Source organism: Anaerovibrio slackiae (genome assembly GCF_009695585.1).
GTDB lineage: Bacteria > Bacillota > Negativicutes > Selenomonadales > Selenomonadaceae > Anaerovibrio > Anaerovibrio slackiae.
This window is the reverse complement of record NZ_VUNR01000031.1, coordinates 1-13,365: the sequence shown is the minus strand read 5'-3', so window position 1 is coordinate 13,365 and position 13,365 is coordinate 1. Positions and strand designations below refer to the sequence as shown.

At 51.7% G+C, this 13,365-nt stretch carries 11 protein-coding genes; 7 read left to right on the top strand and 4 right to left on the bottom strand.

Annotation, left to right across the window (positions count from 1 at the left end; genetic code table 11):
* Positions 1 to 44: 44 nt before the first annotated feature.
* Positions 45 to 1,310: a UDP-N-acetylglucosamine 1-carboxyvinyltransferase gene (murA, locus tag FYJ84_RS12195; protein WP_154407885.1), complete on the bottom strand. Its 1,266-nt coding sequence runs from the start codon at positions 1,308 to 1,310 to the stop codon at positions 45 to 47.
* Between the two features lie 244 nt (positions 1,311 to 1,554).
* Here murA and FYJ84_RS12190 point away from each other — a divergent pair, with 244 nt between their 5' ends.
* The 3 genes from FYJ84_RS12190 to FYJ84_RS12180 all read left to right on the top strand — a co-directional run bounded on the left by FYJ84_RS12190 (position 1,555) and on the right by FYJ84_RS12180 (position 5,309).
* Complete coding sequence (locus tag FYJ84_RS12190) at positions 1,555 to 2,325, top strand: DeoR/GlpR family DNA-binding transcription regulator (RefSeq protein WP_235901471.1); 771 nt, start codon at positions 1,555 to 1,557, stop codon at positions 2,323 to 2,325.
* Positions 2,322 to 3,227, top strand: coding sequence for a 1-phosphofructokinase (gene pfkB / locus FYJ84_RS12185; RefSeq protein ID WP_154407884.1), 906 nt, complete (start codon positions 2,322 to 2,324; stop codon positions 3,225 to 3,227). Before FYJ84_RS12190 ends, pfkB begins: the two co-directional genes overlap by 4 nt.
* A 195-nt stretch (positions 3,228 to 3,422) precedes the next feature.
* Positions 3,423 to 5,309: a PTS fructose transporter subunit IIABC gene (locus tag FYJ84_RS12180; protein WP_154407883.1), complete on the top strand. Its 1,887-nt coding sequence runs from the start codon at positions 3,423 to 3,425 to the stop codon at positions 5,307 to 5,309.
* A 182-nt stretch (positions 5,310 to 5,491) separates the two neighbouring features.
* Here FYJ84_RS12180 and FYJ84_RS12175 read toward each other — a convergent pair whose 3' ends face one another.
* Together FYJ84_RS12175 and FYJ84_RS12170 are read right to left on the bottom strand one after the other, a co-directional pair.
* The gene (locus FYJ84_RS12175) at positions 5,492 to 6,118 is read right to left on the bottom strand and encodes a peptidase C39 (RefSeq protein ID WP_154407882.1); all 627 of its coding nucleotides are present in this window, start codon (positions 6,116 to 6,118) and stop codon (positions 5,492 to 5,494) included.
* A 5-nt stretch (positions 6,119 to 6,123) separates the two neighbouring features.
* A complete protein-coding gene (locus tag FYJ84_RS12170) occupies positions 6,124 to 7,239 on the bottom strand; it encodes a M20/M25/M40 family metallo-hydrolase (RefSeq protein ID WP_154407881.1) in 1,116 nt (371 codons plus the stop codon).
* Between the two features lie 396 nt (positions 7,240 to 7,635).
* On the opposite strand from FYJ84_RS12170, the gene FYJ84_RS12165 reads away from it, so the two are divergent.
* The 3 genes from FYJ84_RS12165 (at position 7,636) to FYJ84_RS12155 (ending at position 11,542) form a co-directional block, all read left to right on the top strand.
* Positions 7,636 to 8,760, top strand: coding sequence for an ABC transporter ATP-binding protein (locus tag FYJ84_RS12165; protein WP_154407880.1), 1,125 nt, complete (start codon positions 7,636 to 7,638; stop codon positions 8,758 to 8,760).
* Positions 8,753 to 10,408: an ABC transporter permease gene (locus tag FYJ84_RS12160; protein ID WP_154407879.1), complete on the top strand. Its 1,656-nt coding sequence runs from the start codon at positions 8,753 to 8,755 to the stop codon at positions 10,406 to 10,408. The genes FYJ84_RS12165 and FYJ84_RS12160 overlap by 8 nt, the downstream gene beginning before the upstream one ends.
* 141 nt (positions 10,409 to 10,549) lie before the next feature.
* Positions 10,550 to 11,542 carry an ABC transporter substrate-binding protein gene (locus tag FYJ84_RS12155; protein WP_235901474.1) on the top strand — a complete coding sequence of 331 codons (993 nt, stop codon included), beginning with the start codon at positions 10,550 to 10,552 and terminating at the stop codon, positions 11,540 to 11,542.
* An 865-nt stretch (positions 11,543 to 12,407) separates the two neighbouring features.
* Here FYJ84_RS12155 and FYJ84_RS12150 read toward each other — a convergent pair.
* Positions 12,408 to 12,866 carry a hypothetical protein gene (locus tag FYJ84_RS12150; protein WP_154407877.1) on the bottom strand — a complete coding sequence of 153 codons (459 nt, stop codon included), beginning with the start codon at positions 12,864 to 12,866 and terminating at the stop codon, positions 12,408 to 12,410.
* Positions 12,867 to 13,268: 402 nt separating this feature from the next.
* Between FYJ84_RS12150 and FYJ84_RS15090 the strand changes: the two genes are divergently transcribed.
* The coding region (locus tag FYJ84_RS15090) for a helix-turn-helix domain-containing protein (RefSeq protein WP_154407876.1) at positions 13,269 to 13,365 on the top strand (97 nt) is incomplete at its 3' end.

Below are 13,365 nucleotides of genomic sequence, written 5' to 3'. Positions count from 1 at the left end.
AGCTCCCTTCCATATTGCTAATATTTTTCATTAATCATTAATCATTAATCATCAGCACGGCGGATATCAGCTCCCAGCATTACCAGCTTGGATACCAGGTTGTCATAGCCCCGGTCGATGTGATGGATATAGCCAACCCTGGTTTCGCCCTCTGCCACCAGCCCTGCCAGCACCATGGCAGCTCCGGCACGCAGGTCAGTAGCCTTGACAGCACAGCCATGCAGCCTGTCAACGCCCTCCACCATGGAGGTGCGCCCGTCAATGCGGATGTTGGCGCCCATGCGTTTCAGCTCGTCAACATGCATGAAGCGGTTCTCGAAAACAGTCTCCGTCACCCGGCCCATGCCCTCGGACACCGTCAAAAGCGCCATGAACTGCGCCTGCATATCTGTAGGAAAGCCCGGATAAGGCAGCGTCTTGATGTCCACAGCCTTGGTGCGCCTGTCGCAGACTACGCGGATGCCATCGATGTTTTCCTCGATGGTGACGCCTGCCTCCTTCAGCTTGGCGATGACCGGCTTCAGATGCTCGCTGATGGCATTCTCGATGTACACATCCCCCTTGGTCATGGCGGCTGCCACCATGTAGGTGCCTGCCTCGATGCGGTCAGGGATAATGGTATAGTTCTTGCCGGTCAGGCTCTTGACGCCCTCAATCTTGATTACGTTGGTACCGGCACCCCGCACTCTGGCACCCATCACATTCAGGTAGTTTGCCAGGTCGATAATCTCCGGCTCCTGGGCAGGGTTCTCAATGATAGTAGTGCCCTCTGCCATGGAGGCTGCCATCATGATGTTTTCGGTTGCTCCCACGCTTGGGAAGTCAAGGTAAATCCTCGCCCCCTTCAGCCCCTCCGGCGCGGTGGCTTCAATGTAGCCGTGGCCGATGTCAATCCTTGCCCCCAGAGCCTCAAAGCCCTTCAGGTGCAGGTCAATAGGACGGGTGCCGATGGCACAGCCCCCCGGCAGGGAAATCTTGGCCCTGCCGCAGCGTGCCAGCAAAGGACCAATAATAAGGAAGGAAGCACGCATCTTGCGCACTAGGTCATAAGGCGCCTCGCAGCTGGCAATCTGTGAGCTGTCCACCAGCAGGGTGTTCTTGTCTGCATCGAACTCCGCCTTTACGCCCAGCTGTTCCAGCACGGCACTCAGGGTATGCACATCGTCCAGGGCCGGAACCTCCTCCAGCTTGCTTGGCACATTCTGTCCCAGCAGTGCCGCTGCAATAATCGGCAATACCGCATTTTTGGCTCCACTGATTTTTACTCGTCCCCGCAGGGCTTTACCGCCATTTATAATCAATTTTTCCATTTATGTATATTTTCCTCCTACAAACTGTCATGCAGTAGCTTATTTCTCAAAAAACTCTTGCAAAAATCTGCCCGTCTGATAATCCTGGGCATACTTCTAACAAGTAGCATAGTTCAGTTTATCATTTATAGTCAGCACATGCAAGCAATATTATTTTTGACGTATTTTGCTCATTTGTGAAAAATAATGCTTGATTTTGATTGAAAATAGTGATATTATATAATCACAAAAGAGAAAGGACTTGATGAGGATGCTTACGGAAGAACGGTATTCCGCTATCATGCAGACACTGAGTGAAAAGAAGGCTGCCACCGTCAGCCAGCTGGCTGAGAAGCTGGGGGTTTCCGAGTCTACCATCCGCCGGGACCTGATTGCCCTGGATAATGCCGGCAGGCTGTGCAAGGTGCATGGCGGTGCAACCCTGAACGGCAACCTGTATCTCACCCAGGAGGATGATGTATCCACCAAGCAGGACCAGCACAGCAGCGAGAAGGACATGATTGCCAGGTATGCTGCCGGGCTGATTGAACCGGAAGATTTCGTGTTTTTGGATGCAGGCACCACCACCTTCAGGCTGATTGATTATCTGCCAGTCCAGCAGGTAGCAGATGTTGCCTTCGTCACCAACGGCATCCAGCACGCAGCGAAGCTGGCGGCTATGGGGCTGAAGGTGTACCTGCCGGGGGGCAGGCTGAAGCCTGTTACTCAGGCACTGGTAGGCACGGAGGCCGTCCAGAACCTGTCCTGCTACAATTTTACCAAGGGTTTTTTTGGTACCAACGGCATCAGCAGCACCGCAGGGTTTTCCACGCCGGATTTCAGCGAGAGCAAGGTCAAGACCGAGGCCATGCAGCACTGCCGGAAGTGCTTTGTGCTGGCAGACAGCTCCAAGTTCAAGCGTATTTTCCCTGTCACCTTTGCCCGGCTGCCGGAGGCGGATATCATTACCGATGTGCTGCCTGACAGCAAGTATAAAAAGCTTACAAATATTGTTGAGGTAGGAGAAGAAAAATGATCTACACAGTTACTTTTAATCCGGCTCTTGATTATATTGTCCGCCTGGACAGCTTTGCGGCCGGTGAAATCAATCGCGTCAAGTATGAGCAGGTGCTGGGGGGCGGCAAGGGCATCAACGTGTCCATCGTGCTGCAGAACCTGGGCCATGAGAGCACGGCTTTGGGCTTTCTGGCAGGCTTTACCGGCAGGGAGATCGTGCGCCAGCTGGCTGGGTTCGGCTGCAAGAGCGATTTTGTGGAGCTGCCGGAGGGCTTTTCCCGTATCAATGTAAAGGTCAAGGCTGAGTCCGAGACAGAAATCAACGGCCAGGGGCCAAACATTACCCCGGAGGCACAGGCGGAGCTCTTTGCCAAGCTGGACAGGCTGCAGGCAGGTGATACCCTGGTGCTGGCAGGCAGCATTCCAAATACCCTGCCGGATGATATTTACCAGCGCATCATGGGCCGGCTGGAGGGCAGGGGCATCAATATCGTGGTGGATGCCACCAAGCAGCTGCTCATGAAGGTGCTGCCGTATAAGCCGTTCCTCATCAAGCCAAACAATCACGAGCTGGGAGAGATGTTCGGCGTGATTCTGAAGACCAAAGAGGAAATCATCGACCATGCCAAAAAGCTGCAGGAGATGGGAGCCAGGAACGTGCTGATTTCCATGGCAGGGGATGGCGCTATGCTTCTGACGGAGGATGGCACTGTCTACCAAAGCCAGGCACCAAAGGGGACGCTGGTGAACTCCGTGGGGGCAGGTGACTCCATGGTGGCAGGCTTTATCTGCGGCTACAAGGAAACCGGCTCCCTTGAGGAAGCCTTCTACATGGGGGTAGCCACCGGCTCCGCCTCCGCCTTTTCCGAGAATCTTGCTACCAGGGCAGAAGCAGATGCCCTGCTGGCAACTATCCGCTGATGGGCAGCTCTTGCAGGCTGACAGCAGGTATAGATTATAAATATAGGCATAGGTAATTAACCAAGGTTTTGCACGGTGCCGGTTGTAAGCAGGCCGGCACTGTCATGACAATTCGTTAGGGGTAGCGAATTGATAGAAATTATTATTTTTTAGGGTTATTGTTGTTGTATTGAAAAGCAGAAGGGACGAATTACTATGAAAATTAGGGATTTATTGAGCAGGGAGAGCATTCAGCTGAATGTGGCACCTGTCTCCAAGGCAGAGGCCATCAACAAGCTGGCTGACCTGATGGATGCTTCCGGCAAGCTGTCTGACAAGGAGCAGTATATCAAGGACGTGCTGAAGCGTGAGGCTTCCGGCACTACGGGGCTGGGGGACGGCATCGCCACTCCTCATGCCAAGAGCGCAGGGGTAAGGACGGCAGGCCTTTCTGCCATGACCGTGCCTCAGGGCATGGATTTTGAGGCTATGGACGGCCTGCCATCCCGGCTGTTCTTCATGATTGCGGCCCCGGACGGCTCCAACGACACCCATTTGGAGCTTTTGAGCAAGCTGGCAACCATGCTGATGGATCCGGATTTTGTCAACGCCCTTGTAGGTGCAAAGAACGTGGATGAATTCCTCAGCCTGATTGATGCCAAGGAGGCAGGGACATTCCAGGCAGCTGGCGGCAGCAAGGCAATCACCGTCGATGCCTCTAGGAAAATCCTGGCGGTAACTGCCTGCCCGACCGGCATTGCCCATACCTTTATGGCAGCTGAGTCCCTGGAGCAGCACGCCAAGAAGCGGGGCATCTGGATCAAGGTTGAGACCAACGGTTCCGGCGGTGCCAAGAACGTGCTCACCCGTCAGGAGATTGACGAGGCGGAGTGCATTATCATCGCTGCGGACAAGAATGTGGAAATGGCACGCTTTGACGGCAAGCCTGTTCTCAAGACCAAGGTGGCTAACGGTATCAACAAGGCTGATGAGCTTCTGGACAAGGCCCTTTCCGGCCAGGCTCCTATCTATCATCATGCCGGCGGCTCCTCTGCCGCAGCGGATGAGGGGGACAACGAGAGCATTGGGCGGCAGATTTATAAGCACCTGATGAACGGTGTTTCCCACATGCTGCCATTCGTTATCGGCGGCGGTATCCTCATCGCCCTGGCCTTCCTCTTTGATACCTTTGATCCGGCCAATCCGGGTGGCTTCGGTTCCAACACTCCTCTTGCCAAGTTCTTTATGAGCGTAGGCGGTGCTTCCTTTGGCTTCATGCTGCCAGTGCTGGCTGGTTTTATCGCCATGAGCATTGCTGACCGTCCGGGCCTGGCTGTAGGCTTCGTAGGCGGCGCTATGGCTGCTTCCGGCGGCTCCGGCTTTTTGGGAGCCCTGCTGGCAGGTTTTGCCGGTGGCTATATCGTTGTAGCCCTGCGGAAGGTATTTTCCTGCCTGCCTGAGTCCCTGGAGGGAATCAAGCCGGTTCTCCTGTACCCTGTACTGGGCATCTTCATCATGGGCGTGCTGATGCAGTTCGTCATCACTCCGCCTGTGGCCGGTATCAATGAGTGGATGATGGATACCCTGAAGAACATGGACACCAGCTCCCGTGTTATGGTAGGACTGATCATGGGCGGCATGATGGCTGTTGATATGGGCGGCCCTGTGAACAAGGCTGCTTATGTAACCGGCACCGGCCTTTTGGCTGGCGGCGAGTACGGCGTCATGGCTGCCGTTATGGCCGGTGGCATGGTTCCGCCTATCGCCATCGCCCTCTGCACCACTTTCTTTGGCAACCGCTTCTCCGAGAACGAGAGAAAGTCCGGCATTACCAACTTCGTAATGGGACTGTCCTTCATTACCGAGGGTGCTATCCCATTTGCAGCAGCTGACCCGCTGCGTGTGATTCCATCCCTGGTGGTGGGCTCCGCTACTGCCGGTGCCCTGTCCATGGCATTTGACTGCACCCTGCGTGCACCTCATGGCGGTATCTTCGTAGTGCCTACCATCGGCAATCCGCTGATGTATCTGGCGGCTATCGCCATCGGCGCTGTTATCAGCTGCCTGATTATGAGCGTACTGAAAAAGCCAGTCAAGGCTTGAGGTTTAAATGTTAAAGCTTAAATGTTAAAGATTTAGCCCTCCCATAATATTCCCATATTATTTCCATAATAATCAAATGAAGCGCCCCCGGGCCTGGTATAATCATCCAGTTCCGGGGGCGTTTTCCATGCTTGTTGTTATGCTTTTTGCTTTTTATAGGGGGCAGCCAAGGCAGCTGCTGATCAGATGAAATATTCAATGGTCTTTTCTGCTGTCAGCAGGGTGTTCTGGTTCCCCAGCAGCACCGCTTCCCGTTCCTCCACAGGGCCCAGGGCGTACAGGGAAAGCTCTGTGGTGTTGAACATATCTGCCGGTACAATGCGGTTGTAGGCAAAGGGCTGGTGGAGAACCACCTGCACCTGGGGATAATCCTCGTAGGGCGTGTCCCGGAAATAGGGGTCAAACATGTACACCATGCCGTCCTTGATGCCGCTGAGCATGACATAATGCCATTCGTCCAGCCACAGCCTCACCACGGCGGCACCGCCCCGTGTCAGGATATCATCCAGCCTGCCGCCCTTGCCCAGATGCACCTGGTTTTCAGCGATGTACTCGCTGGTGACAGGCAGCTGTCCTACCCGGCTGAACTGCTTCAGCCAGTTGCTGAGAAACATCATGGCCATGTGGGAGGTGCCGCTTTTGCCGGGAGCTCCCTCCATGTTGTAGCAGTCCAGGCAGTACAGCATCACGTTGCGGATGATTTCCGGGGGGATTTCCTCCCGCTGAAAAAGATAGCTGATGGCATCCAGCATGGCGGTGGGGCCGCAGTCGTATTCGGTTAATTGGTAGTGCAAAGGATTTTTCGCCATGCTGCTCACACCTCCGACAATATGAGGGCTGCTGCCAGGCGGCTGCCCTGCCACAAATCTTCGCTAGTCGTGTATTCCTCCGTGGTATGCATCTTGTACATGCCGTTGGACAGCACCAGCCCCTGCAGTCCATGCTGGGAGAGGGGGTTCTGGTCACTGCCGCCGAAGGTCTCCGTAAGCTCTCCGCTTAGCCCCAGCTTCCGGCATGCCTCCAGGAACCTTTGGGCAGCTCCTGATTTTGCCGGTGTTTCGTAGCTGCGGATGTGCACCTTGTGGGAAAATTCCGCCCCGGCACCGGCGGCCGTGGCAGTTTCCTTGGTGAGCCTCTCTATCTTCCTGGTTATGTCCATGACCTTTTCGTGGTTGTAGCCCCGCACCTCCCCCTTGATGGTGCAGCTTTCCGGCACGATGTTAATCATCATGCCCCCCTGGATGATGCCCACGTTGCAGGTGGTTTCCGTGTCCAGGTGCCCCTGGGGGATCTTGGCCAGAAGCCCTGCCATGATGGCTATGGCGTTGATGCCCTTTTCCGGCTCCATGCCGGCGTGGGCGGCCCTGCCCTTGATGGTGGCGCAGAAGGAGACCAGGGTAGGCGCCCGCCTGGCGGCGGTGCCGATTTTGCCGGTCAGGTCCAGCACATAGGAGTCTTTTGATTTTACCTTTGAGAAATCAAATTTTTCCAGCCCTTCGCAGTAGGTTTCTTCTGCCACGGAAAAAATGATTTCCACCGGGCGGTGGGGGAGGCCGCTTGCCTGCACCAGGCGTATGCCCTGCAAAATCTCCACCAGCCCTGCTACGCAGTCTGCCCCCAGCACGGCAGCACCGGCAGAGCGGATGGTGCCGTCAGGCTCTATGATGGCTTTTTTCCCTTTAGAGGGCTCCACAGTGTCCATGTGGGCGGACAGCAGGATAGGTGGCAGGGAGGCATTTCCCGGCAGATAGCCGTAGATATTGCCGGTTTCGTCCTGCTGCGTTTCCATCCCCAGCTCCTTCAGCTTCCGTAGCAATACTTTTGCTATCGCCTGCTCCCCCCAGCTGGGGGAATCTATCTCTATCAGCTCCAAAAATTCAGCTTCAGCCTGTGCCTTGGCAGCTTTTTCCAGTTTATCTATCTTGGTCATAAATCCCACTTCCCATCCTCATTATCAATCTATTAAGCTATCAAATGCCTTGTATTTAAACAGGGCGGCTGTTAATTCTTACCAATGGAGTATATTATACCACGTTTCTATGACATAGTAAATATATATGTATTTATATTTAGTCCATATTTAGCCGTTGTTTTGGGCAAATCCAGGGGGCAGTTTATTATTTTTCTGACAGCTTTGCTCCAGGAGTTCATGGATTTTCTGTTTAGTTCAGAATTTGGTATGTTTTAGCAGAATTATGGATTGTTTTAACGTGATTACGGGCTTATACTAAGGGTAAAGATTTCGCAAGGCAAACGTTATGGCAGATATTATGGAAAATGTCATGGCAACCTTTATGGCAAATATCCACAGACAGGAGCGAGTAGTATGAGTGTGGAAATCAATATTAACAAGGTAGTAAAAAAATACGGGGATTTGACGATTATTCCCGGCCTGGATGAGCATATCAAAAACGGTGAGTTTTTTACCCTGCTGGGGCCGTCAGGCTGTGGCAAGACAACTCTCCTGAGGATGATTGCAGGCTTCAACAGCATTGAGGGCGGCACCATTGCCTTCAATGACAAGGTAATTAATGATATTCCGGCTCACGAGAGAAATATCGGCATGGTATTTCAGAGCTATGCGATTTTCCCACACCTGACTGTTAGGGAAAATGTGGAATACGGCCTGAAGCTCAGGAAGATGCCCAAGGATGAGATGAAGCGCAAGGTTGACGATATTTTGGATGTGGTGCAGATTACCGAGTATCAGGACAGGCTGCCGGAAAGGCTGTCCGGCGGCCAGCAGCAGCGTGTGGCGCTGGCCCGTGCCATCGTCATCCATCCCAGTGTGCTGCTGATGGATGAGCCTTTGTCCAACCTGGATGCCAAGCTCCGTGTGGAAATGCGCTCGGCTATCCGCGAGGTGCAGAAGCAGGTGGGCATTACCACGGTTTACGTTACTCATGACCAGGAGGAGGCACTGTCCATTTCCGACAGGATTGCCGTCATGAAAAAGGGCGTCATCCAGCAGACGGCATCCCCTCACACCATCTACACCAGGCCGTACAATGTTTTCGTTTCCACCTTTATCGGCCATTCCAACCTGTTCCATGCCACTGTCCGGGCGGATGGCAGCGGCAAGGCTGTAGTGTTCAACGACGGCTATGTGATGCCTATGGATAACCTTTCCGATGAGGTGACGGACGGTATGCAGGTTATCGTATCTGTCCGGCCGGAGGAATTTTCCATCCAGCCTCAGGGACAGGGACTGCAATGCAGGATAAAGAACAAGGTATTTTTGGGCAAGTACAATACATATTTCCTTGATTTTGAGGAAAAAATGCTGGTGCCGAACCAGCCATCCATTGAGTTCTCCCAGGATTTGGGACATGCAGAGCGTCTTCTGGATGTAAATGAGACAGTAACGCTGAAGCCAAATGCCGCCAAGGTCAATGTTTTTACGGCAGACGGTGAGCGTAACCTTTTGAAGGGTGTGGTGCTCCATGAATAAAAAATTAATTCGCTGGGATTTTTGGACAGGTGTAACCCTGCTGGCCATTGTGGTCTTCGGGCTCTTCCTGATTTATCCACTTTTTTCACTGTTCATTACAGCGTTTCAGGACCCGGAAACAGGGGCTTTTACTCTGGGGCACTTCGCTCATTTCTTTGAGCGGAAGTATTATTATCAGTCCATGATAAACAGCTTTTCCGTCACCACCTGCGTGACGGTGCTGGCTATCGTCATCGGCACAATCCTGGCATACTTCATGTCCATGTACAAGGTAAGGGGCAGGAACATGGTGGAAATCTGCATTATTATTTCCCTGCTGTCACCGCCTTTTATCGGTGCTTATTCCTGGATTCTGATTGGCGGCCGCAGCGGTATCCTTACCCAGTGGCTGCAAAACTCCTTCGGGATTGAGTTTCCGTCCATTTATGGCTTCTCCGGCATCTTGCTGGTGCTGACCTTGAAGCTGTATCCGTTTATTTATCTGTATGTATCAGGTGCCCTGAAAAATATCGACTCGGCTCTGATTGAGGCGGCGGAAAGCCTGGGCTGCAGCGGTATCCGCAAGGTGTTCACGGTGATTGTGCCGCTGATTACGCCTACTATCCTGGCCGGGGCATTGATGGTGTTCATGAATGCTATGGCTGACTTCGGTACGCCGATGCTGATTGGCGAGGGGTTCAATGTCATGCCGGTCATGATTTATTCGGAATTTATCAATGAAGTAGGGGATCAGGCTAATTTTGCGGCTGCCATGGCAGCCATCATGGTATTCATTACCTCGGTGATTTTCCTGCTGCAAAAGTATATTGTCAATCGCAAGTCCTTCACCATGAGCTCCCTGCGGCCTATCCAGGTAGGTGAGCTCCACGGCATTCAGAATGTGCTCATGCATGCAGGCATCTACCTGCTGGTGTCCCTGTCCCTGATTCCTCAGCTGGTGGTTATCTACACCTCCTTCCTGAAAACCCGGGGCGCCATCTTTGTGGACGGCTATTCCCTGGACAGCTATCGTACTATTTTCAGCAGCCTGGGCTCGGCTATTCAGAATACCTATATGTTCAGCACAGGTGCGATCATTATGATTGTCTTCCTGGGCATGACGGTGGCATATCTGACTACCCGCAGAAAGAGCTGGCTGACGGAGGTCATTGATACCCTGACCATGTTCCCGTACATCATTCCGGGCTCCGTTCTGGGTATTACCCTGCTGCTGGCATTCAACGATGAGCCGCTGCTGCTTTCTGGCACGGCATTTATCATCATTATTTCCCTGGTGATTCGCAGGCTGCCGTATACACTGAGGTCCAGCTCGGCTATCCTCTATCAGATAAGCCCTAGCCTGGAGGAAGCCTCTATCAGCCTGGGAGCATCGCCATTAAAGACCTTTTTCAAGATTACGGCAGTGATGATGCTGCCGGGGGTTATGAGCGGTGCCATTCTTTCCTGGATTACGGCTATCAATGAGCTGAGTTCCTCGGTTATCCTCTTTACCGGTGCCACCAAGACCATGTCCGTGGCAATCTACACCGAGGTAATCCGCGCCAGCTACGGCACGGCGGCGGCTCTTTCCACTATCCTGACCATTACCACCATTACGGCAATGGTGATTTTCTTTAAGGTATCCGGAAGGAAGGATGTTACCCTGTGATGCCGCATCAGGCTCCTTAAAAGGGGTTAGCTGGATTCATTAAATACGCAAGTGGATAAATTCATATATTAAAAGGAGGAGTATCTTATGAATTTCAAGAAGCTGAAAAAGTGGGTGGCAACGGCTCTGGGTGCTGTAGTCATGACGGCAGCCCTGGCAGGCTGCGGCGGCGGTGAGGACAAGGCCGCCACCAATGGCGGTGACGACAACAGCCTGGTGGTGTACTGCCCGCATCCGATTGCTTTCATCAACCCTCTGGTGGAGGAGTTTGAAAAGAGCAGCGGCGTCAAGGTTGAGGTTATTGCTGCAGGCAGCGGCGAGCTGTTGAAGCGGGTAGAGTCCGAGAAGGCAAATCCGCTGGGGGATATTTTCTGGGGCGGTTCCTTGAACACCATGAAGCCGAAGGCTGATTTGTTTGAGAATTATACCTCTGTCAACGAGGACCATATCCAGCCGGCATTCAAGAATGTGGAGGGGCCTCTGACCCGCTTCACCGACATTCCTAGCGTTATCATGGTCAACACCAACCTGATTGGCGATATCAAGGTTGAGGGCTATGAGGATTTGCTGAATCCTGCCCTGAAGGGCAAGATTGCTACGGCAGATCCTTCCAAGTCGTCTTCTTCCTATGAGCATCTGGTAAATATGCTGTATGCTATGGGCAATGGCAACCCTGACAAGGGCTGGGATTATGTGGAGAAGCTGTGCAGCAACCTGGACGGCAAGCTCCTGTCCGGTTCCTCTGCCGTGTACAAGGGCGTGGCTGATGGTGAGTACACTGTGGGACTGACCTTCGAGGAGGGCGGTGCCAAGTATGTGGCTGATGGTGCCCCTGTCAAGCTGGTTTACATGAAGGAAGGCGTTATTTCCAAGCCTGACGGCATCTATATCATCAAGAATGCCAAGCACATGGAAAATGCCAAGAAGTTCATCGACTTTATTACCAGCAAGGAAGCTCAGACTCTGATTACCCAGAAGCTGCATCGCCGTTCCGTCCGTGATGATGTGCCTGCACCTCAGGGCTTGCAGGACAAGTCCACTATCAACATCATCCAGGATGATGAGAATGTGGTAAATCAGAACAAGAAGGCATGGCTGGATAAGTTCAAGGATATTTTCACCAGCACCAAGTAAGATGCCTATGATGCCTATATATTCAAGTGATGGTTTTGTATAGCTGATTATTTTGATTAGCTGATTTCGTGAAGATAACTGCCGTAATCCACTGCGGCAGTTATTTTTGCGGATGAAATTTAACAATTGTTCTGCTTGGCGGATGCTTATGGAACTTAGATATTGTGTTTGTGCTACAACCATGATATAATACATGCGTTGCAGGATTATGCCTGCGGGGCGGACGCGGTATGCAGATTATGCAATATCGTTATCAATGATACGGAATGATGGTCGCTCTATAAATACGGCGATGGGTTCTGCGCAGGCAGTTTTTCACCGCAGAGAGCGTGATAGCATGGCTATGTTATCTAAGGTACGATAAAAGTGTTCCCTGAAAAGGGAAGCGCCTGTGATAAGGCGTTAGCTGAAGCAATTCGTGCACTTATACCTCTAATCATCTTTGTGGTGGTGACAGGTGTTGTGCTGTTGTGTAAGCTGACATTCACGGGTGAACTGATTTTGATGCTTAGGCATTAAGATATAAGTCACATATCGACCGCATCTTTTAGCAGTTTTACTGCACGAAAAAAGCCATCCTCGCCTGGATGACTTCTTCGTAGATGTTGTGACCATCAGTGTTGCCCGCACTGGTGTATGGTCGAATAAAATTTGCCCAAAAACCTATAGCGGCGAGCCATCGTTGTGGTTCGCTCTTTTTTTTATGCTTTCATTTTACAGCATTTTTCGGCTTGAGTCAACTGATGAAAAAACACCAGCTGATGAAAAAAACACCAGCCCGTTGCCGCCTTTAGGGGCGGCAATAAGCTGGTGTGAAATAAAAAATTTTTTTAGAAAACTTTTTTGATGATGAAGAATTTTCGCTTTAGGCAGATGTTTTTCTGCCAGCAGTTATGTTGTCAGGCGTGTACCAGCCATCGGCTTCAGCTGCTCTATGGCCGGAGCAGGGGATGCCCTGGGAGTCAAAGGTGTACTGTGGGGCGCAGCTGTCTTCACCGCACAAATCACCTTCACGGTTAAACTCTGTCAGGCGGTATTCGGTAAACTGGAACTTGCCCTGTCGGACGAGGCGCATTTTTATGTAGCCCATTTCTTCCAGCAGGCGGCAGTTTTGCTGTACTGTATGGGTACTGCCGATACAGGTTTTTTCCATGATGGCTCTGATGGTGAGCTTTACCCATTTTTTGCGCCAGAAGGTGCGGTTGAACTCAAAAAATATGGTCATGTAGATGGCTGTGGGGATGGGCCCCAGCTTGTCCAGCTCCCTGTTCAGCCAAAAGCCTGTCAGCTGGGAAATAAAGGGTGATTTTTGGGTAGTTTTCATGGGTTGATTTCCTCCTTGCAAATGTTGTTTGGTGTATTATAATGCTATGGAATTCCATTGGCAAGTCTTTTGCGAATTTTTTTGCAATTTTTTCAGTTGGAGCAGGAAAAATATTATCATTCGTCTTATGCATTTATCTTTATCTTATATATATATATAGGACGTAGCAGGTCTGGTAGCAGGTCTGGTAGCAGTCTGATAGCATTTAGTGCTACGTGAAAGAGGATTTTTAGGTTATAATGGGGATATAAGTTTCTTATCCAGATGATTTGGTTTATCTTAATGTGGCAGAAGACTCCCTGCCTCTATAGGCTGGAGATGAATGCCACGTCCACCGAATTTACGCAAGTAATTGAGGTGGACAATAGAACATATCGATGATATAATAATAGGTGGCAGGAGGTGAATGATGTGTTACAGCAAAAAGGCTATCTGTATCGAATATATCCCACTAAGCAACAGCAACAGCTAATCAATCAGACACTGGGATGCGTCAGGT

Bases quoted from the DNA above. Each gene is read 5' to 3' on its own strand.
- murA (WP_154407885.1), bottom strand. From the start codon at position 1,310: ATGGAAAAATTGATTATAAATGGCGGTAAAGCCCTGCGGGGACGAGTA.
- FYJ84_RS12190 (WP_235901471.1), top strand. From the start codon at position 1,555: ATGAGGATGCTTACGGAAGAACGGTATTCCGCTATCATGCAGACACTG.
- pfkB (WP_154407884.1), top strand. From the start codon at position 2,322: ATGATCTACACAGTTACTTTTAATCCGGCTCTTGATTATATTGTCCGC.
- FYJ84_RS12180 (WP_154407883.1), top strand. From the start codon at position 3,423: ATGAAAATTAGGGATTTATTGAGCAGGGAGAGCATTCAGCTGAATGTG.
- FYJ84_RS12175 (WP_154407882.1), bottom strand. From the start codon at position 6,118: ATGGCGAAAAATCCTTTGCACTACCAATTAACCGAATACGACTGCGGC.
- FYJ84_RS12170 (WP_154407881.1), bottom strand. From the start codon at position 7,239: ATGACCAAGATAGATAAACTGGAAAAAGCTGCCAAGGCACAGGCTGAA.
- FYJ84_RS12165 (WP_154407880.1), top strand. From the start codon at position 7,636: ATGAGTGTGGAAATCAATATTAACAAGGTAGTAAAAAAATACGGGGAT.
- FYJ84_RS12160 (WP_154407879.1), top strand. From the start codon at position 8,753: ATGAATAAAAAATTAATTCGCTGGGATTTTTGGACAGGTGTAACCCTG.
- FYJ84_RS12155 (WP_235901474.1), top strand. From the start codon at position 10,550: ATGACGGCAGCCCTGGCAGGCTGCGGCGGCGGTGAGGACAAGGCCGCC.
- FYJ84_RS12150 (WP_154407877.1), bottom strand. From the start codon at position 12,866: ATGAAAACTACCCAAAAATCACCCTTTATTTCCCAGCTGACAGGCTTT.